This is a genomic window from Pseudomonas sp. MPC6, assembly GCF_006094435.1.
Classification (GTDB): Bacteria; Pseudomonadota; Gammaproteobacteria; order Pseudomonadales; family Pseudomonadaceae; genus Aquipseudomonas.
The window spans coordinates 1,707,533-1,728,236 of record NZ_CP034783.1 but is presented as its reverse complement, the minus strand read 5'-3'; the positions used below and the strand labels follow the sequence as shown (position 1 = coordinate 1,728,236).

Annotated in this window: 25 protein-coding genes; 15 read left to right on the top strand and 10 right to left on the bottom strand. The window is 59.2% G+C overall.

Annotated elements, in window-relative coordinates; genetic code table 11:
- The first annotated feature begins 28 nt into the window (after nt 1-28).
- Both ELQ88_RS10150 and ELQ88_RS10145 read left to right on the top strand, forming a co-directional pair.
- Nucleotides 29-571, top strand: coding sequence for an exonuclease domain-containing protein (locus ELQ88_RS10150; RefSeq protein WP_128869357.1), 543 nt, complete (start codon nt 29-31; stop codon nt 569-571).
- Nucleotides 572-649: 78 nt separating this feature from the next.
- A complete protein-coding gene (locus tag ELQ88_RS10145) occupies nt 650-934 on the top strand; it encodes a pyrimidine/purine nucleoside phosphorylase (protein WP_054614024.1) in 285 nt (94 codons plus the stop codon).
- A 66-nt stretch (nt 935-1,000) separates the two neighbouring features.
- Here the strand turns inward: ELQ88_RS10145 and ELQ88_RS10140 are convergent, their stop codons facing one another.
- From ELQ88_RS10140 to yegS, 3 genes are all read right to left on the bottom strand, one after another.
- On the bottom strand, nt 1,001-1,807 hold the full coding sequence (locus ELQ88_RS10140) for an MOSC domain-containing protein (protein ID WP_138964874.1): 807 nt from the start codon (nt 1,805-1,807) through the stop codon (nt 1,001-1,003).
- A 165-nt stretch (nt 1,808-1,972) separates the two neighbouring features.
- Nucleotides 1,973-2,896, bottom strand: a complete 924-nt coding sequence (locus tag ELQ88_RS10135) for a chemotaxis protein CheV (protein ID WP_128871561.1) — start codon at nt 2,894-2,896, stop codon at nt 1,973-1,975.
- Nucleotides 2,897-2,990: 94 nt separating this feature from the next.
- Nucleotides 2,991-3,911, bottom strand: a complete 921-nt coding sequence (yegS, locus tag ELQ88_RS10130; protein ID WP_138964872.1) for a lipid kinase YegS — start codon at nt 3,909-3,911, stop codon at nt 2,991-2,993.
- A gap of 226 nt (nt 3,912-4,137) precedes the next feature.
- Here yegS and ELQ88_RS10125 point away from each other — a divergent pair, with 226 nt between their 5' ends.
- Nucleotides 4,138-4,449, top strand: coding sequence for a hypothetical protein (locus ELQ88_RS10125; protein WP_128871616.1), 312 nt, complete (start codon nt 4,138-4,140; stop codon nt 4,447-4,449).
- Between the two features lie 93 nt (nt 4,450-4,542).
- Here the strand turns inward: ELQ88_RS10125 and glp are convergent, their stop codons facing one another.
- On the bottom strand, nt 4,543-5,769 hold the full coding sequence (gene glp, locus ELQ88_RS10120; RefSeq protein WP_128871563.1) for a gephyrin-like molybdotransferase Glp: 1,227 nt from the start codon (nt 5,767-5,769) through the stop codon (nt 4,543-4,545).
- On the bottom strand, nt 5,753-6,292 hold the full coding sequence (gene moaB / locus ELQ88_RS10115) for a molybdenum cofactor biosynthesis protein B (RefSeq protein WP_128871564.1): 540 nt from the start codon (nt 6,290-6,292) through the stop codon (nt 5,753-5,755). Before moaB ends, glp begins: the two co-directional genes overlap by 17 nt.
- A gap of 81 nt (nt 6,293-6,373) precedes the next feature.
- Here moaB and mobA point away from each other — a divergent pair, with 81 nt between their 5' ends.
- Entirely contained in the window at nt 6,374-6,976 is a 603-nt protein-coding gene (mobA, locus tag ELQ88_RS10110) for a molybdenum cofactor guanylyltransferase MobA (RefSeq protein ID WP_138964870.1), read from the top strand.
- 77 nt (nt 6,977-7,053) lie between these two features.
- On the top strand, nt 7,054-7,275 hold the full coding sequence (locus tag ELQ88_RS10105) for a YgdI/YgdR family lipoprotein (protein WP_138964868.1): 222 nt from the start codon (nt 7,054-7,056) through the stop codon (nt 7,273-7,275).
- Between the two features lie 82 nt (nt 7,276-7,357).
- Here ELQ88_RS10105 and ELQ88_RS10100 read toward each other — a convergent pair whose 3' ends face one another.
- From ELQ88_RS10100 to ELQ88_RS10090, 3 genes are all read right to left on the bottom strand, one after another.
- The gene (locus tag ELQ88_RS10100; protein WP_138964866.1) at nt 7,358-8,248 is read right to left on the bottom strand and encodes a pseudouridine synthase; all 891 of its coding nucleotides are present in this window, start codon (nt 8,246-8,248) and stop codon (nt 7,358-7,360) included.
- A gap of 71 nt (nt 8,249-8,319) precedes the next feature.
- Nucleotides 8,320-8,640, bottom strand: coding sequence for a transcriptional regulator (locus ELQ88_RS10095; protein ID WP_128871617.1), 321 nt, complete (start codon nt 8,638-8,640; stop codon nt 8,320-8,322).
- Between the two features lie 162 nt (nt 8,641-8,802).
- Entirely contained in the window at nt 8,803-9,039 is a 237-nt protein-coding gene (locus tag ELQ88_RS10090) for a glutaredoxin family protein (RefSeq protein ID WP_128871568.1), read from the bottom strand.
- Nucleotides 9,040-9,247: 208 nt separating this feature from the next.
- Here ELQ88_RS10090 and ELQ88_RS10085 point away from each other — a divergent pair, with 208 nt between their 5' ends.
- Nucleotides 9,248-10,960, top strand: coding sequence for a monovalent cation:proton antiporter-2 (CPA2) family protein (locus tag ELQ88_RS10085; protein WP_128871569.1), 1,713 nt, complete (start codon nt 9,248-9,250; stop codon nt 10,958-10,960).
- A gap of 1 nt (nt 10,961) precedes the next feature.
- Here the strand turns inward: ELQ88_RS10085 and ELQ88_RS10080 are convergent, their stop codons facing one another.
- A complete protein-coding gene (locus ELQ88_RS10080; protein WP_138964865.1) occupies nt 10,962-12,170 on the bottom strand; it encodes an ammonium transporter in 1,209 nt (402 codons plus the stop codon).
- Nucleotides 12,171-12,474: 304 nt separating this feature from the next.
- On the opposite strand from ELQ88_RS10080, the gene ELQ88_RS10075 reads away from it, so the two are divergent.
- The 6 genes from ELQ88_RS10075 to ELQ88_RS10050 all read left to right on the top strand — a co-directional run bounded on the left by ELQ88_RS10075 (nt 12,475) and on the right by ELQ88_RS10050 (nt 17,379).
- Nucleotides 12,475-12,789, top strand: a complete 315-nt coding sequence (locus tag ELQ88_RS10075) for a YqjD family protein (protein ID WP_128871571.1) — start codon at nt 12,475-12,477, stop codon at nt 12,787-12,789.
- Between the two features lie 2 nt (nt 12,790-12,791).
- Complete coding sequence (locus ELQ88_RS10070; protein ID WP_064676499.1) at nt 12,792-13,181, top strand: phage holin family protein; 390 nt, start codon at nt 12,792-12,794, stop codon at nt 13,179-13,181.
- Nucleotides 13,178-13,519 carry a hypothetical protein gene (locus tag ELQ88_RS10065; RefSeq protein ID WP_128871572.1) on the top strand — a complete coding sequence of 114 codons (342 nt, stop codon included), beginning with the start codon at nt 13,178-13,180 and terminating at the stop codon, nt 13,517-13,519. The genes ELQ88_RS10070 and ELQ88_RS10065 overlap by 4 nt, the downstream gene beginning before the upstream one ends.
- 187 nt (nt 13,520-13,706) lie before the next feature.
- Complete coding sequence (locus ELQ88_RS10060) at nt 13,707-15,035, top strand: deoxyguanosinetriphosphate triphosphohydrolase (protein WP_138964863.1); 1,329 nt, start codon at nt 13,707-13,709, stop codon at nt 15,033-15,035.
- Nucleotides 15,036-15,217: 182 nt separating this feature from the next.
- Nucleotides 15,218-15,610: a response regulator gene (locus ELQ88_RS10055; RefSeq protein WP_138964861.1), complete on the top strand. Its 393-nt coding sequence runs from the start codon at nt 15,218-15,220 to the stop codon at nt 15,608-15,610.
- Nucleotides 15,611-16,035: 425 nt separating this feature from the next.
- The gene (locus tag ELQ88_RS10050; RefSeq protein WP_138964859.1) at nt 16,036-17,379 is read left to right on the top strand and encodes an integrase arm-type DNA-binding domain-containing protein; all 1,344 of its coding nucleotides are present in this window, start codon (nt 16,036-16,038) and stop codon (nt 17,377-17,379) included.
- A gap of 419 nt (nt 17,380-17,798) precedes the next feature.
- Here the strand turns inward: ELQ88_RS10050 and ELQ88_RS10045 are convergent, their stop codons facing one another.
- Nucleotides 17,799-18,332, bottom strand: a complete 534-nt coding sequence (locus ELQ88_RS10045) for a recombinase family protein (protein WP_138964857.1) — start codon at nt 18,330-18,332, stop codon at nt 17,799-17,801.
- 694 nt (nt 18,333-19,026) lie between these two features.
- Here ELQ88_RS10045 and ELQ88_RS10040 point away from each other — a divergent pair.
- Genes ELQ88_RS10040 through ELQ88_RS10030 form a run of 3 tightly spaced genes read left to right on the top strand, consistent with a single transcriptional unit; the run spans nt 19,027 to nt 20,704 of the window.
- A complete protein-coding gene (locus tag ELQ88_RS10040) occupies nt 19,027-19,503 on the top strand; it encodes a hypothetical protein (RefSeq protein WP_138964855.1) in 477 nt (158 codons plus the stop codon).
- Nucleotides 19,500-19,745, top strand: coding sequence for a hypothetical protein (locus ELQ88_RS10035; protein WP_138964853.1), 246 nt, complete (start codon nt 19,500-19,502; stop codon nt 19,743-19,745). Before ELQ88_RS10040 ends, ELQ88_RS10035 begins: the two co-directional genes overlap by 4 nt.
- Nucleotides 19,746-19,780: 35 nt before the next feature.
- Nucleotides 19,781-20,704, top strand: a complete 924-nt coding sequence (locus tag ELQ88_RS10030; protein WP_138964851.1) for a hypothetical protein — start codon at nt 19,781-19,783, stop codon at nt 20,702-20,704.

The window sequence follows — 20,704 nt, the reverse complement described above, 5'->3', positions numbered from 1 at the left end:
TCAGGACGCGGATACCAGGAACCCTGCGATGCCTCACTGGCTGGTCATTGATCTGGAAGCCACCACCGATGAGGGTGGCTGGCCAGTAACGGAAATGGAAATCATCGAAATCGGCGCCACGCTGGTGGATCGCAAAGGACGAGAACTGGATGCATTCCAGCGCTTCGTGCGGCCCTTGCGGCGGCCTTTGCTGACGCCGTTTTGCCGGGAGCTGACGCACATCACCCAGGCCAATGTCGACGGTGCCGAGCCGCTGAGCGAAGTCTGGGCGTCGTTCGAACGCTGGCTCGGCCAACATCACGCTCGCCTGGAAGGCTGGGCCAGTTGGGGCGACTACGACCGCCAGCAACTGCTCCAGGAATGGCAACGCCTGCAGCTCGACAGTGCCCTGAGCCGGGTGCCGCACATGAACCTCAAGCAACGCTTTGCCAAGGCCCGTCGGCTGGAACGCCCGCTGGGGCTCAACGGCGCCCTGCAACTGGCGGGCATGCAGTTCACCGGGCAGCAACACCGGGCACTGGAAGACGCGCGCAACACGGCACGCCTGTTACCCCTGGTGCTCCCTCTCTAGCGCGTGACGGCGCTGTGGGCCTTGTGCATACTGGCCGGCGCTTTTAAGCCCTTTTCAGCCCTTTTTGAGGAATCGCCCATGTTTAAAGTCAACGAGTACTTCGACGGCACCGTCAAGTCGATCGCCTTTGGCACCGCAGAAGGTCCGGCGACCATCGGCGTCATGGCGCCGGGCGAGTACGAATTCGGCACCAGCCAGCGTGAAATCATGCACGTGGTGACCGGCGCCCTGACCGTCAAGCTGCCCGACAGCAGCGACTGGGAAACCTTCGCCGCGGGCAGCCAGTTCAACGTGCCTGCCAACAGCAAGTTCCAGCTGAAAGTGGCTGTCGACACCGCTTACCTGTGCGAATACCGCGGCTAAACCCCAGGTTTCACAGCGCAAAAAAATGCCCGTGTCCCAGGACACGGGCATTTTTCATGGATGCGCTTATTCCAGGATCGTCACCGGCATGCCGACTTCGAGCTGGCCATTGCCATCGTTGACCAGATTCTGGCCGAACATCGCCCCCTCTTCCTGGGCACGGTATTTCTGCAAGGTGGCCAGAGGCTCACGATCGGCGCTGCGTAGCCCGGTTTGCGGGTCGACGGTGGTCAGGATGCAACGGGAACACGGCTTGACCACGCGAAACTCGACATCGCCGATCCGGATACGCTTCCAGCCATCCTCGGCGTACGCTGGCGTGCCCTCGATCACCAGATTCGGTCGAAAACGCAGCATCTCCAACGGGCGCCCGACGTGTTGCGAAAGATCCTCCAGGGACGCCTGCCCGATCAGCAACAGCGGGAAGCCATCGGCGAAAGCCACCCGATCGTCATCCTTGCCGTAGCCCGCCTCAGTGATCCGCGCGCGATCAAGCGGTATTTGCACCAGGCGAGTCGGCTTGCCAATGAATTCACTGACCCAGGCACCGGCCTCATCGCCGGCATCCGGGACCCGCAAACTGTCGCGAAAGATAGTCACGCCCCGCAGTTCAGCGTCGCTGCCTGGCAAGGCGATATCGATCGGCGCGCGGCCTGGCGCACTGAGGGTCAAGCCGCCTTCGGCATTCCATAATGCCGACAGTTGACTCATCTGCCCCACTACGCGCTGGCTCAGGAACCGCCCGCTGGCCTCGTCAACCAACATCCAGCGTCGATCCCCTGCCAGCCCGAGCTTGTCCAGGCTGGCCTGCTGCAGGATCTCGCCCTTGCCGGATTTCAACGGATAACGATAAAGCGCGCTCAGACGCAGCATGGCCAGCTCCATGGAGAGTAAAAACGCCACCCTATACGACCTCCAGCCCTGAATCAAAGGCCAAAAACCCTGTAGGAGCGAGCTTGCTCGCGATGGACTTAAGAACAACACGTTCATCCCGGATGAATGCGTTATCGTTCACGTCCATCGCGAGCAAGCTCGCTCCTACACGAGCATCAGGCGCTGGCGCACTACATCGACCAGTTTGTCCGGCTGGAATTTGGAGAGGAAATTGTCGCAGCCGACTTTCTTGACCATCGAGTCGTTGAAACTGCCGGACAAGGAGGTGTGCAGCACCACATAAAGGCCACGCAGGCGCGGGTCGTTACGGATTTCAGTGGTCAGGCGGTAACCGTCCATTTCCGGCATTTCCGCATCGGTGAAGACCATCAGCAGTTTGTCGGTCATGTTCACGCCCGTATCGGCCCAGCCCTTGAGCAGGTTCAATGCCTTCAGGCCATCGCTGGCCACGTGCATCTTCACGCCCAGTTGCCCCAGGGTTTCGCGCAACTGCGCGATCGCCACGCTGGAGTCATCCACCAGCAGCACTTCACGCCCGCGGGCGTGTTCCAGTACTGGATCGTCGAGTTTTTCGCGGGACACCTTGGCGTTGTACGGCACGATTTCGGCGAGGACTTTTTCGACGTCGATGATTTCCACCAACTGATCGTCGACCTTGCTGATGGCTGTCAGGTAGTGCTGGCGACCGGCGCTGGTCGGCGGCGGCAGGATGGCTTCCCAGTTCATGTTGACGATGCGGTCCACGCCACCGACCAGGAACGCCTGCACCGAACGGTTGTACTCGGTGACGATGATAGTGCTGGCAGGGCCAGGCACCAGTGCACGCATGCCGATGGCCTGGGACAGGTCGATCACCGGCAGGGTCTTGCCACGCAGATTGACCACGCCGCAGACAAACGGATGGCGCTGGGGCATCAGGGTCAGTTTCGGCAGCTGCAGCACTTCCTGAACCTTGAACACGTTAATCGCGAACAGTTGCCGTCCGGCCAGTCGAAACATGAGAATTTCCAGGCGATTCTCACCCACCAGTTGCGTGCGTTGGTCTACCGTGTCGAGAATGCCGGCCATCAAGGACTCCTGGGCTTGCTCTGATGTATTTACTAAAGGGGGTATCGGCTGCTTTTATCGGACCTTGACCCCCAGGCATAGCGGCCTTTAACGATCAAGCCTGTTGACCCTCAATCGTTGGAGTGCTGCCCAGCAGCGGCGAGTTTTCCGGCAGGTGCACGCGCAGTGCCGCCGCCCGCGCAGAGAACCGCAGACTGTCGCCTTCCATAGGTTCGCCATCCAGGTTGATATAAAGACCTTCCGCGACCTTGATCTCGACCCATGGCAAACGGGCGCGCACAAACATGTTGTCGATGCCGAAACCGTCAGCCAACAGTGTTTTCAAGGTGCCCACCAGTTCCTGCGGCGCAGGCAAGATGCTGATATCCAGCAAGCCATCGTCCGCCAGTGCGTCCGGGCACAACACATGCCCGCCGCCGGCCTGTCGGCCATTGCCGATCCCCAGTGCCAGCAGCTCGCCACTCCATTGGAAATCGGGGCCCTGCAACTCGCCGTAGGCCGCATGCAACTCACTGAAGCGAGATAACCCGGTGAATAGATACGCCGCGCCGCCAAGGATTTTTTTCAGATCCTCCGAGGTGTTGGCCGTCACCTGGCTGCCAAAGCCGCCCGTGACCATATTCAGGAATACCTGTCCGCCCACTTCGCCCAGATCGATGGCGCTCGGCGCGACGTCCAGTAGATCCAGTGCCTGATCCGGCTCCAGAGGCACACCGGCGGCGCGGGCAAAATCATTGGCCGTCCCCAGCGGCATCAATACCAGGCTGGCCTGCGTCGGTTGTGCGGCCATGGCCTCGGCAATATCGCGCAAGGTGCCATCACCGCCGCCAGCGATGATGTGCCCATAGCCCGCGGTCAATGCCTCCTCTACCAGCCGTTGTGCGTCCCCGGCTTCCCAGGTCAGTCGAACGGCCAGTTCCCAACCCTGTTGGCGCTTGCCCTCGACGGCGGCGCGCACCGACTCGTTGAGCGCCTGCTTGCCATGCAGAATCAATAGCGCCCTGCGTTCGCTCATTGTGCTCACTCCCATGAATTGAATTCCGTACCGGAAATATGGACCTCACCGGCCTTCAGAAAAGTCGATGGAAATTGAATTAATTCCAATCGAGCCGCCTGAGCCCTGCAAAAAGGAATTTTCTTACAAAACGTTAGGAATTGGCTCAATTGACCAGACTGCCGAGATTGGTCCAACGTGGCGACTGCATTTAACAGTCATCAGCAGAAACAAACAGGGAAGTGCCATGCAAAACCATGACATCAGGCTACCGCTCATTCCGGTCACACCACTGGCAGAAAAACGCTCCAGTCATCAGGCTGAATTGAAAAACAGCGCAGCACCCACCGGCGCAGTCGCCATGGATCCTCGGGTCACTGAACTGGAGACGCACCTCAGATACATGCGCAGAGACATGGATGAAATGCGTGACCACGTCAAATCCATCAAGCACCGGCTGGTTTATTCAGCTGGCGGAACAGCCGTGGTCCTGGGGCTTCTGGTGTGGATCGGCAATAGCCGTTTCGACCAGCTCGTGACGCTTCTTGTGGGTCGATAAGGAGTCGCCATGAACGCAAAAGCCGCCGGGGTCGAGGTCAGCCCGCAAAAATGCGGCGGACGTGGCAGGGGGCTATCCCACATGGATGGCGGGTTAGCCCAGGACCTCACTCAACGGGATAAAGCTGACCCAGTCGCCCTCGACCAGCGTGCGATCTTCCAGCACTTCAACCAGACCATCCGCCCAGGCGGCGCTGCGCAGCACCCCGGAACTCTGATTCCTGTAGATGATGGCCCGCCCGTTCTCCAGCCGTCCGCGCAAATACTCGCGCCGATTGCCGGCTTTGGGCCAGGCAAATCCTGCCGGAACCTGAAACTTCAGGGGCTCGACCTCCTTCACCCCCAGGCGACGCATCAGATAGGGCCTTGCCAACAAGGCAAAGGTCACCAGGGTCGACGCCGGGTTGCCGGGCAAGCCGATCACCGGGACGCCGCGAAAATGCCCGAAGGTCAAGGGTTTGCCTGGCTTGATGGCCAGCTTCCACAAGGTCAGCTCGCCCTCTTCCCGCAACGCGATCCCGAGAAAATCGGCTTCACCTACCGAGACGCCGCCCGTCGAGAGGATCAGGTCGACATCCTTCAATTCACCCAGGCAGATGCGGGTAGTCGCCAGATCGTCCGCAAGAATACCGGCGTCTATCACTTCACAGCCCAGGCGCCGCAACCAACTGCAGAGCAACACGCGATTGCTGTTGTAAATCTGCCCCGGTCCCAGCGCCTGACCCGGTTCAAGCAACTCATCCCCGGTCGACAGGACCGCAACGCGAACCTTGCGAATCACTTCCAGCTCTGCGCAACCCAGCGATGCCGCCAGCCCCTGCTCGATCGGTCCCAGGCGCGTGCCGGCAGGCAGGATCAGTTCACCGACGGTGGTTTCCTGGCCTTGGGGACGGATGTTTTGCCCCGGGACCATGGGTTCGATGAAACGCACTCGCTCATCGGCCTGGACTTCGGCGTTTTCCTGCATCTCGACGCAATCGGCACCCGCAGGAACCGGCGCACCGGTGAAGATTCGTGCACAAGTGCCTGGTTCCAAGGGATCCGGAGCCTTGCCTGCAAAAATCTTCTGACTGACCATCAACGGCTCGCCCGTCCAGTCAGCCACGCGCAAGGCATAACCGTCCATGGCACTGTTGGGCCATGGCGGCAGGTCAAGCGTCGACACCAGGTCATCGGCCAGTACGCGGCCCTCGACCTGCGCCAACGGCAAGCGTTCACGCTCGATAATCGGCGAGGCTTCAGCCATTTCGAGCAAGCGGGCCAGGGCCACTTCGACCGCCATCAGACTGCCGGTCTTGCCTGGCTTACCCACGGGATTCACAGGGTGCCGCCTGTTTCAAATGAGGCACGAAATTGCACGGACGGTGCCGCGAATCCAGCTGCTCGGCGAGAATGCCGTCCCAACCGGTGCGTACGGCATTGGTCGAACCGGGCAAGCAGCAGACCAGCGTGCCATTGGCCAGGCCGGCCAGGGCCCGGGACTGCACGGTCGAGGTGCCGATATCGGCCACCGATATCTGACGGAACAGTTCACCAAAGCCGTCGACCTGCTTGTCCAGCAGGCAGCTCACGGCTTCAGGAGTGCTGTCGCGGCCAGTAAAACCGGTGCCCCCGGTGATCAGCACGACCTGCACGACATCGTCGGCAATCCAGTTGGCGACTTGCGCGCGAATTTTGTAGAGATCATCTTTGAGCAACACCCGGTCCGCCAGGTTGTGACCGGCGGCACTCAAGCGGTCGACGAAGACCTGGCCTGACGTATCGGTTTCGAGGGTACGGGTATCGCTGACCGTCAGCACCGCGATGTTGAGCGGCGCAAAAGGTACATCAGCCTTGGCTTTCATAGGCTCATCCAGTTGTAGGAGAAACAGCCCGGTGTTATATCACAGCCCCTCATTTTTTCGCCGCCCCCATGGAGACCTGCCGTGACTTCGCCAATGGATTTGCCGCCCTGCTCCATTCTGCTCCTGGCGGGTGGGCGAGGCCAACGCATGGGCGGTCAGGATAAAGGGTTGCTGCAATGGCACGGCGAACCCCTCATTGCTCACCTGCACCGCAAGACCCGCGCCTTGAGCGATGACCTGATCATCTCCTGCAACAGGAACCCGGAGCAGTACGCGCCCTACGCCGACCGGCTGGTCCATGACGACGAAGGGGATTTTCCAGGGCCTTTGGCCGGTATCCGGGCAGGCCTGAAGGCCGCCAGGCATGCGCAACTGATGATATTGCCCTGCGATGTGCCCCGTATCGATGCCGCGTTGCTGCAGGGCATGCGCGAAACCGCCAGCCAGCATCCGGACAAACCCTTGATGCTGCGCCAGGGCGAACATTGGGAGCCCTTGCTGTGCATCATCCCCGTGGCACTTTCCAACGCTTTTGAACGTGCCTGGCACGAGGGTGAGCGCAGCCCGGGTCGCCTCATGCGCAAGCTGGGGGCCCATGCCCTGCAATGCCCCGAACATGACCCTCGCCTGGCCAACCTCAATACCCCGGAACTGTTAAGTACCCATAACACTGTGCCAGACTGACACGACCCGCGGAACTTGCACTCGTTGTATACGTCTCAAGCTCAGTAACCAAAAGAATTCAAATCGGAGACACACTCATGACTCAACGGACCCTCGCCACTTTCATGCTCGCACTGGGCCTCGCGACCCTTGCCGGTTGCGCCTCGCCGACAGTGATCACCTTGAATGACGGTCGCGAAATACAGGCCGTCGACGCTCCTACATACGATGACGAATCGGGTTTCTACGAATTCGAACAACTGGATGGCAAGCATAACCGCGTCAACAAGGACCAGGTGCGTACCGTCAAGGAGTTGTAATCCTTGCGCTGACGACCGGATACAAAAAGCCCGCTTTATGCGGGCTTTTTCGTGGCCATTTTTCGTGCCCGGGAAACGGTGCTCACCACTGCAGCGTGATCGCGCTTTCGAAGTTTCTGTCCTGGCCATTCACCGGATCGACAAACCGCAGCCCCTGGGCAAGCAGCTTCAAAGGATTGGCATAGTCATCCACGACGTCCTTGAGCACCTGAGGATAGAACGGGTCGTTGCAGATACTCGCGCCCAGGGCGGTCATGTGCACGCGCAATTGATGCTTCTTGCCCGTCACCGGGTAAAGGGCATACCGCCACAGATCACCGTTCTTCTCCCGGACCTCGACGGCCGTCTCGGTATTGCTGACGCCCGGACCTTCCTGCATGCGGAAGAACGGCTCGCCATCGATAAGCCGACTCTTGTGCACCAGGGGAAAAGAGAGATCAGGCAGTGCCCTGGCAATCGCCTCGTAGCGCTTTTCGATCTGCCGCGCAGGAAACAACGACTGATATGCCGAGCGGCTGCGAGGGTTGGCGGAAAACAGCACCAGCCCCGCCGTGTGCCGGTCAATGCGGTGCAATGGCACCAGGTGCGGGTTATCCAGGCGGCGGATCAATCGTCGCAGCAGGGTCTGCTCCACGTATTCCCCGGCCGGCGTCACTGGCAGGAAATGCGGTTTGTCCGCCACCACCAGGTGTTCGTCCGCGTACAGGATCGACTCGACCACCGGGATCGGCTTTTCGTCCGGCACTTCTCGAAAGTAGTGAATCCGCAGACCTTCCTTGTAAGGCAGATCAAGGGCAATCGGTGCGCCATGCCCGTCGAGGACGCGCCCACGGGCGATCCTGTCCAGCCATTGTTCACGGCCTATGGCGCTGAAGTGCTCACACAGGCAATCGAGCACGGTCTGCCACGGACCCGGCGGCAAGTAGAGCGTACTGGCCTGGGCGTGTGCTGCAGAAAAAGATGAAGTGGACATACGAACGTTCTGACCCTCGATACAGGGCGGCATTATCCAACAGCAGCCGGATCGAACCTAGAAGAGAATCCTCAAGCCGGTAGGGATCGGGTCTGCGCCGCCGCGTCGGTGAACTCCTTGAGCCAGCGCAGCACGTCGACCGCCTCCCAGCGCCCTGGATCATAAAGGGCATACAACAAGCCCTGATAACCCACGACATCCAGCTGCCTGTGATAACCCGCGCGCTGGAACAAGGCTTCGATTTCGGCGAAACAGGTGTTGAAATGCAGCTTGTTGAAGGGGGTTTTTCCTTCGGTGACCAGGCCATCCAGACGCAATTCGAGGACGGCCTCGCGCACCACGTCCGCCGACATCCGGTTCACGCTGTTCTTCAATTGTTCGACTTTGACCAAGTTCATCCCTCTCACTTCTGGGATCGCCTGCCCAATCTCGCAGAAGGGCGCGTGGCAGACAACCGGAATAGCTGTATGAACATACAGTATCCGATTAACCTGCTTTTCGCCAATGGAAGAAACGAGAACGGCGACGGGTGGGTCGGCACCGATAGCGTCCGGTCAACGCAAGAACGCCACCACCTGATCGGCACTGAACGGCCAGCCCAGCTCCGCGCCGGTATCGACCCGCCGCAATACCGGAATACGCAAACTGTAGGCTTCGAACCAGGTTTCGTCCGCAGCGATATCCACCAGCTCCACCAGCAGGCCACGCTCGACAAATTCCATCAGCATGGCTTCGGCCACTTCACACAGATGGCACCCAACGGTGCCGAACAGCTGACATTCAGGAGGCATGACGACAAGACCCGACTAAGTAGGCGTTCATTCTAGGCCGGCGATCAAAAGCCGTCGAGCCAATGAACCGCGCGCCTGAGCAACGGTGAATTACAGAAAATGTCGGCAAACGCTGACTCAAATCATTCGTGCAGAATGACACTTGCGCGATGCTCGCGGCTTTTTTGCTTCTACGCTTGAGTAGCCAGACCTATTGCCGGAGAGTTTTGTGTTCGCCAACCTGTTGATCATATTCACCGCCTCCCTGGTGGTGATTGCACTGTTCCAGCGCCTGCGCTTGCCGCCGGTGCTCGGCTACCTGTGCGTGGGGCTGATGATCGGGCCGTCCGCATTCAATTGGGTCAATGAAGGCGAAGATTTGCCGGACCTCGCCGAACTGGGGGTGGTTTTCCTGCTGTTCTCCCTGGGGCTGGAGTTTTCCCTGACGAAAATGCTCGCGTTGCGCCGAGTGGTGTTTGGCCTCGGCAGCCTGCAGGTGCTGGGCACCGCAATGCTGCTGGGTGGGTTGCTGATGGTGCTCGGCATCTCGACCCTGCCTGCGCTGTTGCTCGGTGCCGGCTTGTCGTTGTCCTCCACCGCCATCGTCAGCAAGGAGCTGGGCAGTCTCGGCGAGATTTTCAGCAGCCACGGCCAGAATGCCATCGCCGTGCTGCTGTTCCAGGATGTGGTGGCGGTGTTGCTGCTGACGATGGTGCCCGTGTTCGCCGGCAACAGCGATCAGGCCTGGTACTGGGCGCTGCCACTGACGCTGGGCAAGACCGTGGTGCTGTTCGTCGGTCTGCTGCTGGCCAGTCGCTGGGTACTGCCGCGGCTGTTCCATGAAGTGGCGGCAGCCCGCTCCGCTGAGCTGTTCGTGCTGCTGGCGCTGGTCATCGTGCTGCTGACGGCATGGTTGACTCACCTGCTCGGCCTCTCCCCGGCCCTGGGTGCATTCCTGGCCGGCATGCTGTTGGGAGAAAGCCACTACCGGCACCAGATCGAAGCCGACATCCGCCCCTTCCGCGACATTCTGCTCGGCCTGTTCTTTGTCAGTATCGGCATGCTGATCGATTTGCAGTTGTTCGCCAGCCACGGCCTGCTGATCCTCGGCCTGACCCTGGGGTTGTTGCTGATCAAAGGCAGCGTCGTTGCGCTCCTGGTCAAATGGCGCGGCAGCGATGGCGAAACGGCCTGGCGCAGCGGCCTGGCATTGGCCCAGGGCGGCGAGTTCTGCTTTGCGCTGATGGCGCAGATGCAGCAGAACACACTGATGCCCGCCGATTTTGGCGGCCTGCTGCTGGCGGCAACTTTCTGTTCGATGCTCGTCACGCCGCTGCTATTGCGCGCCGCGCCTCACCTGGCGACACGCCTGCACCGCAAACCCAATGAAGAAGCGAAACTCGAGGAAATCAGCGCGCTCACCGCCGACTTGCATGGCCATGCAGTGATCTGTGGCTATGGTCGTGTCGGCCAGTCGATCGGACGCGCACTGCGCAATGTGCAGCAACCCTATATCGCACTGGATATAGATCCGGTGCGTGTCCAGGAAGCCGCCGTGGGTGAATCCTGTGTGCATTATGGCGACTCACGCCGCGGTGAACTGCTGATCGCGACAGGGCTGGAGCGCGCCAGGCTGTTGGTGATCGCCGTGGATCAGACCGACATCGCTTTACTGATCCTCAAGGAAGCGCGGCGACTCAACGCGACCGTGCCGATCCTGGTACGCACGCGCGACGACAGCCAACTGGCCGAGTTGAAAGCATCCGGCGCCAGCGAAGTGGTGCCGGAACTGCTGGAATCGAGCCTGATGCTCGCCTCCCACGCGCTGATCATGCTGGGGTTGCCCGCGCATCAGGTGCAGGAGCGGGCCGACCAGATCCGGCACGACCGCTATCGCCTGTTGCACGGTATTTATCCCGGCGCAGACGATGACGTGCATTGATTCAGTCCTGGCTGACAGCGCCGATCTTGTGCACCGACAGGTCCGCGCCGTAATACTCTTCTTCCTGACTCAGGCGCAGACCATGGAAGGCCTTGATCACGCCATACACGGTAAAACCACCGACCAGCGCCACCATCACACCCAGCGCAGTTCCGATCAATTGGCTGATCAGGCTGACCCCGCCCAGACCGCCCAACGTGACCTGGCCGAAAATGCCGCAGGCGATTCCGCCCCAGACGCCGCACAGGCCATGCAACGGCCACACCCCCAGGACATCGTCGATCTTCCATTTGCCCTGGGCGGCGGTAAAGCACCCGACAAACAGCGCACCGGCAACGGCACCGGTCACCAGCGCACCCACCGGGTGCATCAGATCGGAGCCGGCGCAGATCGCCACCAGCCCGGCCAGCGGGCCGTTATGCAGAAAGCCCGGGTCATTGCGCCCGACGATCAACGCCGCCACGGTGCCGCCGACCATGGCCATCAGCGAATTCACCGCCACCAGGCCGCTGAGACCTTGCAGGGTTTGCGCACTCATCACGTTGAAACCGAACCAGCCGACGATCAGGATCCACGAACCCAATGCCAGGAAAGGAATGCTGGAGGGGGCGAACGCGACCAGTTTTCCATCGCGGTAACGACCGTTGCGTGGCCCGAGCAACAACACCGCCGCCAGTGCCAGCCAGCCGCCCATGGCGTGGACCACCACCGAGCCTGCGAAATCATGGAAGCTGGCGCCGAAGCGTGCCAGCAACCAGGCTTGCAAGCCGAAGTTGCCGTTCCAGATCATGCCTTCGAAAAACGGATAAATGAACGCCACGATCAAGGCCGTCGCGCACAACTGCGGGACAAACCGGGCTCGCTCGGCGATCCCGCCGGAAATGATCGCCGGGATCGCCGCGGCAAACGTCAGCAGAAAGAAAAACTTCACCAATCCGTAGCCATGATCGGCATTGATCACCGCCGCCGGTTGCATGAAGCTGACCCCATAGGAAATCCAATAGCCTATAAAGAAATAGGCCAGGGTCGAAATCGCGAAGTCGCTGAGGATTTTCGCCAGGGCGTTGACCTGATTCTTCTGTCGGACCGTGCCGACTTCCAGGAAGGCAAAACCGGCGTGCATGGCCAGCACCATGACCGCGCCGCCGAGAATGAACAACGTGTTGGAGCTATGGATCAGACTGTCCACAGCGCTTTGCAGATTTTCCATGGATTGGCAGACCTGAAGGCTAAAAAAGCACCAAAGCAGTTCGCACAGACAATTCATGCACCAAGTTGCAACGCTCCCGGACCGGTACAGGGATCCGCTGAGCCACTTTGGCGCACAAGGTTGGAGCCTTTGCGCGAGTTTTCTTTATTTGAGATAAGGTTTCGCTCGAATCATGCCCGGCAACAGCGCAACAACGCAGGCGGACGCACCACGACATAGCAAAAGTTGTACCAGTCATTTGTACTGAACCTTCACGCAAGGCTCATACTCGAACGCAACAGACGCCACTTACGGAGATCCACCCATGGCCAGCATCAAGGCAAAGACTGCTCAAGAAATTCTGATGAATGACTTTCAAACACTGGTCAGCGACACCGAGCGGTTGCTGGAACACACGGCGACGCTGGCCGGCGATCAGGCCGATGAATTGCGCTCGCAAATCCACGACAGCCTGCTGCGTGCCCGGGAAACCTTGAAACTGACCGAAGATTCCCTGCGCGAACGCGGCAAGGCCGCCGTCACCGCGACTGAAGACTATGTTCAGGCCAACCCATGGCAATCGGTCGGGATAGCGGCGGGCGTAGGCTTCCTGATTGGCCTGCTGGCCACTCGGCGCTGATTATGGCGATCGGCGAATCCGGCTCGTCCGCGACGGGCCCAAGCTCCTCACCGCGGCGCCTGGGTGCCGCTTTTCTTGGGCTGCTGCACAGCCATGTCGAACTGTTCGGCATCGAACTGCAGGAACAGAAGGCCCGCACCGTCAGCCTGTTGCTGTTCGCCGGCCTCGCGCTGGTGTTTGCCTTGCTGTTGCTGGTGGGCTTGTCGACGCTGGTGTTGATCCTGTTCTGGGACACCTATCGCCTGCCGGCCATCATCGGGCTATGCGTGTTCTATACCCTCGCGGCCATATTCTGCGGGATGCGGTTGAGAGCGGCGATTTTCGATGAGTCCTCGCCCTTTCACGGCACGCTGGAAGAATTGGCCAATGATCGGGAGCGCCTGCTGCCATGAGTCTGCCTGCATTGCCTAATAACAACTCGCGCACGGAAATGCGCAAGGCATTGATCCGCCTGCGCATGGAAATGCATCGCCAGGAAATCCGCCACGAATCCGCGCAACTGCTGCAACCCCTGCAGCGTGTGCGCGGGATGACGCAAAACCTGCAGGGGAGCTTCGGCATCAAACACGCCCCGCTCTGGGGCATGGCCGCCGTGACCTTGCTGGGTTTTCTCACCGGCAAAGGCGCCAGGAGTGGCGGCACCAGCAGCCTGACCCGCCTGGTTCGATTGGGGACCACATTGGGTCCGTTGATCAAGCTGGTCATGCAAGGCAATTCGCGCAACCAATAGGCCACGCTCTGGCTGCATGCTGGTAACGTCACCGGGACGAACCTCTTTATCGAGGGGTTCATCCCGGCTTGCCTACCCGGTCGCCGGCACGCCGTGCGTCTACAGGTGCGTGCGTGTTTTGCCCCTTGCAGGCCATGGCGCGAACCCGGAAGCTAGGGACTCAGTCATCAGACGGAGAGCTCCAGCCTTGGATTGGCAAACTTTGCTTACTCGCGAACGCCTCGGAAAGCCATTGCACAGCCCGGAAGAACTCGGCCGCAGCCCTTTCCACAAAGACCACGACCGCATCATTTTTTCGGGAGCGTTTCGCCGCCTCGGGCGCAAGACGCAGGTTCATCCAGTCTCCAGTAACGATCACATCCACACGCGCCTGACCCACTCGCTGGAAGTCAGTTGCGTCGGCCGCTCGCTGGGCATGCGCGTCGGTGAAACCATCCGCAATGCCCTGCCCGACTGGTGCGACCCGAGTGACCTGGGGATGGTCGTGCAATCGGCCTGCCTGGCCCACGACATCGGCAACCCGCCCTTCGGCCACTCCGGCGAAGACGCCATCAGGCACTGGTTCCAGCAAGCCGCGGGCCGTGGCTGGCTGGATGCCATGAGCGAAGTCGAACGCGATGACTTCCTCAATTTCGAAGGCAATGCCCAAGGCTTCCGGGTACTCACGCAGCTGGAATATCACCAGTTCGACGGCGGCACCCGGCTGACCTACGCCACCCTGGGGACTTATCTGAAGTATCCATGGACGGCAAAACACGCGGACTCACTGGGCTACAAGAAGCACAAGTTCGGCTGCTACCAGAGTGAGTTGCCGCTGCTGGAGCAGATCGCCCAAAAACTCGGCCTGCCGCAACTCGAGGAACAGCGCTGGGCGCGTCACCCGCTGGTGTACCTGATGGAAGCCGCCGACGACATCTGCTACGCGCTCATCGACCTGGAAGATGGCCTGGAGATGGAGCTGCTGGAATATGCCGAAGTCGAATCGCTGCTGCTGGACCTGGTGGGTGACGATTTGCCGGAGACCTATCGCCAGCTCGGTCCGCAGGACTCGCGCCGGCGTAAACTGGCGATCCTGCGCGGCAAAGCCATCGAACATCTGACCAACGCCGCGGCCCGCGCCTTTGTCGAGCAACAGGACGCATTGCTGGAGGGACTGCTGCCCGGCGATCTGGTGGAGCACATGCATGGCCCCGCCAAGCGATGCGTGTTGAATGCGAAGGACATGGCGCGCAAAAAGATCTTCCAGGACAAGCGCAAGACCCTGCACGAGATCGGCGCCTATACCACCCTGGAAATCCTGCTCAATGCCTTCTGCGGCGCGGCACTGGAGCAGCATGACGGTCGTACGCCCTCCTTCAAGAGCCGGCGCATCCTCGATTTGTTGGGCAACAATGCGCCCGATCCCTACGGTCCCTTGCACACTTCGTTTCTGCGCATGATCGATTTCATCGCGGGCATGACCGACAGCTATGCCAGTGACATGGCATTGGAAATGACCGGTCGCTCCCACCATTGACAGGAACCGGTCGATCGGCCATTTCGACACCCGAATGGCCGATCGACGCTGGAAAATCCAAGTACGTTCAACGCTCGCTGAATCCCCCTACAGCTTGAGGTAAATGTACTGATCGTCTGTCCGGCATTTTCGCTCAATAATCACACTCCGTTGTACTCGACAGATGAAGCGTGAGTAATCCTATGTTCGAAGACAATCTGCGCATCCTGCTGGTAGAAGATCACCCCTTTCAGCTCAGGGCGACCCAGTGCCTGCTCGAGAGTTACGGCTTCACTCAATTGACCCCCGCCGACAGTGCCGAAGGCGCGATGCAACATATGATCAGGGCGGCGCACCCCTTCGATATTCTTTTGTGCGACCAATGCCTGCCCGATCTTCCCGGCCTCGAGTTGATCGAGTACGCCAGTCATCGGGGGATGATCAGGCAAGCCATACTGCTAAGCAGCCTGACATCCGCTGAACTGGACGAATTAAAGCAAGTGGCCAAGGCGTATCGGTTGCCATTATTGGGTTGTCTGGCCAAGCCATTGAAACAATCCGAATTTCTAAACTTGTTGACCTTGACCTCACTATAAACAACGTTGAAATTCAGACACTAAAACCCCGAGCAAAATACAATTCGATACTTGCGAAATAGCAGTTCAAACACCTCATCTAAACGACCGACGCTGACACTGTCTTCACAAAAAATCCAGTTGATACGTAGTCCTAATCTTTTTCCGCTGTAGGAATATTCCTATATTGCTGCAGCAGGTCCGTCAGTTCATGCGTCACCTCAACTATCTGAGCTAAGGTGCGTGCTTTATTCGCGCTCGTATGGGATTTGATTATGGAGTCCCGGTATCATCTGAGATTTCAGCCGTTCGGCCTGAAACCCCTTTATCTGCTGGGTTTTCCTCACAACCTGTATTTAACATACCCCCTTTTTCCGATGTACGCAATCGAGCTTTGGGGATAAGCTTGGGGGTAACTGCCACCTCGAAGCCTTCACGGATACCCCATGGACACCACCCCCATTTACCCCCGGCGCAACGCCAATAGCGACGAGAACATCGCGGGCATACTCAACGATATTGCCGAGGGACGGCACCAACCCGGTAAGTACGCCGAGGGAACTATCAAAAATCTGTATTTGCAGGTCAACAATAGTTCGCAACTGTGGTGGCGATTCAAATACCGACTTGATGGCAAAGCGGGGTTGCACGCCATCGGTACTTACCCAAATATCTCCGCTGACAAAGCCCGTGAACTGGCACAGGAAGCGCGGGACAATGTCGCTAAAGGAATTCGCCCGCTAGATGCGAAGAAAGCCAAGGAAGCAGCCGAACGAGCACAACAGGAGGCAGAACGGGCTAAGGGAGCCTGGACCTTCAAGAAGGTCGCCGAGCAATGGCTAGAACTAAACTCGCATCTAAAACCCAAGACCCTGTCCGGTTACCGCGGCGCATTGAAAAACCATCTGTACCCCGTCGTGGACAATGTGCCGGTCACTGAAATCGCCGTTCGCCACGTCAGAGATGTTCTGGAACGACTGGCCACCTCCCCCACCATGGCCCGCCGTTCGCTGACCCTGCTGCGCGTGATCCTCAGTCATGCCATGAACCACGATCTGATCAGCCAGAACGTCGCCATAGGGCGCGAAGGACTGCTGAGGAAGCACAAGACGAAGCACCACGCCGCGCTGGAAACCCCGGAAGACCTGGCCGAGTTCCTGCGCCGCTTGAACAATTTCGTCGCCTACAACGACCCCGTGATCAGTGCGTTATGGTTGCTGGTGATGCTGCCGGTGCGCCCCGCTGAACTCACTGCGATGAAGTGGGACGAAGTAGACATCGACAAAGCCGAATGGCGCTATACGGTACCCAAAACCGGGCAGCCGCACATCGTACCCCTGCCAAACCAAGCCATCGCCATGCTGCGTGGACTCAAGGAGCACAGTCTATGGCTGGCCGGAAAAGGTGCAGGTGTGCCCTCGCCGTTCGGGAAGACCGCTGCCAGCGAAACCATCGAGCCATCGATCTGGGTATTTCCCTCGTCGGGGAAGTTTGGCGTACCGATATCCGCCGACACGCTACTGGTGAGAATACGTAAAGGCTTAGGCTACGAACGCGGGACCATCACTAGCCACGGATTTCGCTCGAGCTGGAGGTCCATCGGTCATGAGATGCTAGGGATCGACCCTATCGTCTTGGAGCTATGCCTCGGGCATCGGATGCCGGGGGCACTGGGGGCGACGTATGCCAGGGCGCAGTTGCTGGACCAGCGACGGCTCGCCATGCAGAAATGGGCGGATTATGTCGAGGGACTATGGGCTTCGGTCGCGGATCTTCGGGGCGTGGAGTGATGGCACTTTTGGCCGGGGGTAACTCTAACTCCCATACGAAAGGCATAGCTTAGATTGTTATAAAAACTTATTTATTAAGCTATAGGGGTATAAAGCACAGATTTTAGGGCGTTTTCAATGGGCTGAAGCTATTGAACAATGGCTTGCTCGATGCGAAGTGATTGCCCCGGAACGCTCTAGATAGAGCACTGCGCGCACAGATTCAATTACTCAATTACTTATTTATATTAATTAAAAGGGGATAGAAGTAGAAAATGTAGTAGTGAAAGGTGTGCACTACTACATGTAGAGTAGGCAGTATTATATAGAGCCTGAACCCATTGAACTGATTGCACCAAGGGTTGTAGCCCTCTAGACCGGGCTTCTTGGCGCAATGGCTACCTATTGATTTTACCCATTGCTTTTACCCGCGTGCGCCATCATTGCCGCATCGCCCGTTGCACCGTGCTGAGTGACACGTCCAAGTGCGCAGCAGCCCTGCGGTACGACAAGCCACTCTCTACCGCTGTGCGTATTGCCGCATCATCCACCACCTTAGCCCCGCCCTTGTACGCGCCGCGCAGCTTCGCCTTGGCGATGCCTTCGGCCTGACGCTCCAGCAACCGGGCACGTTCGAACTGTGCAACTACAGCCAGGATACCGAGCTGCAGGTCGCTTGCCGCTGTGCCGTCGCAGTACAGGGCGCCGTCCTTCACGAACCGAACAGCGATGCCCCGGCTGTTCAGGTCTTTCATCAGGCCCAGCAGATCCACCAGGCTGCGACTCAGGCGGTCGACGCTATGCACCCACAGGGTATCCCCAGATCGCAGCACCTCGAGCGCTACGCGCAGCTGTGGGCGGTCCATTGTGCTGCCGCTACAGGTATCGGTGAACACCTTGTCCAACGCGATGCCATCCAGCTGGCGCTCGGTGTTCTGGTCAGTGGTACTGACGCGGATATATCCAACATTCATGGTGCTCACCTTGTATTCATCAGGGCCTAGATGTATTCAAGGTCGCACCGATTCGGTCATCTGGCAAGGCTGCGCCCCAAGTAACTGTATTCATCCGACGTGCGGTCATCTGGCTTTACCCTGCTGAATACGAGCAGCGCCCAGGAAAACAGGGCATGCCCCGGTAATCATTGAGCATCGCTGCAAACAATTCGTTCGTCGATTCAGGCAGAAAGCTGACCAACTCGTCAACTCGTAAGTCATTGATTCGTAAGGTGTCGACTCGAAGCGCCAGGCTGCCAGGAGAACACGTAAGCCGTTGATTTATAAGGCGCCGTGGGGGTGGGGGTATGAGGGCTTTGCATCACGCGTATACACGTAATAGGGCAGTATAAATTCGAGGATTTTTTTTAAAAAAATTCAGAGAGCGCAGCCCGCTGTGCCAAGCCCGAAACCCATAACCGTTTAACCCCAAACCTTAAGCCCCCTAATTCCCCCCGTTAAAAATTTATAAATTTATCAGAGGCTTACGTCGTTATTTAAGTTCGCCAAGTTAAACGCTAAGCGCTTAGCACAGCTCTTACAGTCCCGCCAATGCCGTCTGTCGGATTCGTCGCCAATACAGCAAAAAACGCTGTTAGTCCAATATCCAAATGGAATAACAACTCTTATAATGGCGCATACCAGAAAATCACCGACCGGGGGGGTAGGTGAAATGGACATGCCGCAAGTGCCATCACAGACCGAAGTCGTCACCCTGTCGCAATTGGCCGATCTGGCCGGACTCGACCGGACGTTCTTCAGTGAGCACCGTTCAGAACTCCCCCCGACGCTGCCGATCCACAACGGCAACCAGGGTCGCCCGCAGCTGTGCTACCCGCTGGACCAGCTCGCAGAATTCATCCTGAACCGCACCGGATTCCTCAGCGATATAGAGGCGCGGCTTCGGTTGAGCCTTGCGCCTGCCGTCTACCGCAAGAGGGGATCGAAGATGTCTCGCTTCTACGACGACCACACCCTTTTCGAAATTGACGGTGAACTGCGTGTGCTGCCCCGCGACCACGGGAAGCTGTCGCCAGAGCTGGACGCCAAAGTCCGCGCCGCTCTCGCCGCCGACCAGGCCGCGTTGCGCACTCGTCGCAGTGCCAAACGCCAACCTCGCAACACCACTCCAGAAGGTATGCAGCCATGACCCTGACTGAAATGTTCGCCCAGTACCCGGACGGCGTATCGCCTTTGGCAGACAACGCGGGCCTGTCGGCCTTGAGCGACGCAACCCTCACCGCGTTGATCGCTGCCAGTGAACGCGCCGTAACCATCCGGCCCGTACTCAGCGCCAGTGAACGCGCCATTGCCTCGCGCATGTCGCTCTATGACGAGGTCATGGCCGGGCTTACGGCTGAAAAGGCCGATGGTAAACCAACTGTGCATTAGTGACCTCGGGCGCTGCCCGATTGGGGGATAGTTATATGGCGACCATCATGGAAATGCTCAACCAAGGTATCGGTGGGCTGAATACGCCGCTCGGCCAGCTTGGTACACAGCTGCTTGCCAACTCTGGCCCGCAGGCTGGCAATCCCAACGGCGGTGCTCGTATGGGCCAGGCCTTTGCCGGTATGCAACAGCAGCAAAATCAGCAGCTGCTGCAGCAGTACCGTCAGGCGCAGATCCAGCAGGCCGAGGAACAGCGCGCATTCCTGATGCAGCAAGCCAGGGCCAAGGCCGAACAGCAGCAACGCCAGCAACAGGCATTCGCCGACCCAAACCTGCAGGCACAGTTAGGCCCGATGGCGAAACAGCTGGCGGCGATGGGCATCGATCCTGAAATGATCCTCAAAGCGAACAGCGGCGATGCCCTGCAGGCCCACCGTGCTGCTCAGCTGCAACAGCAATCCAGCCAGTTCGCCCAACAGCAGGCCCGCCTTGCTGCCGGTGGCGGCGGTGGTGGTCAACCACCCGGACCGAAAGTACCGACCCCGCGTCAGGTGCTTGAGGAACCGCTCGAAAACGGCATGTTGCAGAAGCACATCTTCGATCCGGCCACCAACGCCTATAAGCCCTACGGCAAGCCGTACCGCCAGTACGCGCCAGGTAAGGCCGATCCGATGCAGGATCTGTTGAACGAGGTCACGCCCGACGACAATGCCGGTGCCGGCCCTGCTGTGCCAGGACTTCCAGGGGCGAACGCAGCTACCTTCACCAAGCAACCGGTGCAGGGTGCCGAACTCCTGATGCATGGTTCCGGCAGCAATCCGATGGCACGTCCGCCAGCACAAACCAGTGCCAAGAGTCCGGCCACGCCTAAAACCAAGGCCGACTATGACGCATTACCTGCCGGCGCTGCGTACATCGATCCTGCCAGCGGCAAAGTCGCTGTGAAGCGGGGTGCGTGA

Excerpts from the sequence above, each read along its gene's own strand:
- ELQ88_RS10065 (WP_128871572.1), top strand. The coding sequence starts at position 13,178 with ATGAGTCTGCCTGCATTGCCTAATAACAACTCGCGCACGGAAATGCGC.
- ELQ88_RS10035 (WP_138964853.1), top strand. The coding sequence starts at position 19,500 with ATGACCCTGACTGAAATGTTCGCCCAGTACCCGGACGGCGTATCGCCT.
- ELQ88_RS10050 (WP_138964859.1), top strand. The coding sequence starts at position 16,036 with ATGGACACCACCCCCATTTACCCCCGGCGCAACGCCAATAGCGACGAG.
- ELQ88_RS10045 (WP_138964857.1), bottom strand. The coding sequence starts at position 18,332 with ATGAATGTTGGATATATCCGCGTCAGTACCACTGACCAGAACACCGAG.
- ELQ88_RS10080 (WP_138964865.1), bottom strand. The coding sequence starts at position 12,170 with ATGGAAAATCTGCAAAGCGCTGTGGACAGTCTGATCCATAGCTCCAAC.
- ELQ88_RS10075 (WP_128871571.1), top strand. The coding sequence starts at position 12,475 with ATGGCCAGCATCAAGGCAAAGACTGCTCAAGAAATTCTGATGAATGAC.
- ELQ88_RS10150 (WP_128869357.1), top strand. The coding sequence starts at position 29 with ATGCCTCACTGGCTGGTCATTGATCTGGAAGCCACCACCGATGAGGGT.
- ELQ88_RS10090 (WP_128871568.1), bottom strand. The coding sequence starts at position 9,039 with ATGCCTCCTGAATGTCAGCTGTTCGGCACCGTTGGGTGCCATCTGTGT.
- ELQ88_RS10100 (WP_138964866.1), bottom strand. The coding sequence starts at position 8,248 with ATGTCCACTTCATCTTTTTCTGCAGCACACGCCCAGGCCAGTACGCTC.
- ELQ88_RS10055 (WP_138964861.1), top strand. The coding sequence starts at position 15,218 with ATGTTCGAAGACAATCTGCGCATCCTGCTGGTAGAAGATCACCCCTTT.
- ELQ88_RS10070 (WP_064676499.1), top strand. The coding sequence starts at position 12,792 with ATGGCGATCGGCGAATCCGGCTCGTCCGCGACGGGCCCAAGCTCCTCA.
- yegS (WP_138964872.1), bottom strand. The coding sequence starts at position 3,911 with ATGAGCGAACGCAGGGCGCTATTGATTCTGCATGGCAAGCAGGCGCTC.
- ELQ88_RS10030 (WP_138964851.1), top strand. The coding sequence starts at position 19,781 with ATGGCGACCATCATGGAAATGCTCAACCAAGGTATCGGTGGGCTGAAT.
- ELQ88_RS10040 (WP_138964855.1), top strand. The coding sequence starts at position 19,027 with ATGGACATGCCGCAAGTGCCATCACAGACCGAAGTCGTCACCCTGTCG.
- ELQ88_RS10145 (WP_054614024.1), top strand. The coding sequence starts at position 650 with ATGTTTAAAGTCAACGAGTACTTCGACGGCACCGTCAAGTCGATCGCC.
- ELQ88_RS10135 (WP_128871561.1), bottom strand. The coding sequence starts at position 2,896 with ATGGCCGGCATTCTCGACACGGTAGACCAACGCACGCAACTGGTGGGT.
- moaB (WP_128871564.1), bottom strand. The coding sequence starts at position 6,292 with ATGAAAGCCAAGGCTGATGTACCTTTTGCGCCGCTCAACATCGCGGTG.
- ELQ88_RS10140 (WP_138964874.1), bottom strand. The coding sequence starts at position 1,807 with ATGCTGCGTCTGAGCGCGCTTTATCGTTATCCGTTGAAATCCGGCAAG.
- ELQ88_RS10125 (WP_128871616.1), top strand. The coding sequence starts at position 4,138 with ATGCAAAACCATGACATCAGGCTACCGCTCATTCCGGTCACACCACTG.
- ELQ88_RS10105 (WP_138964868.1), top strand. The coding sequence starts at position 7,054 with ATGACTCAACGGACCCTCGCCACTTTCATGCTCGCACTGGGCCTCGCG.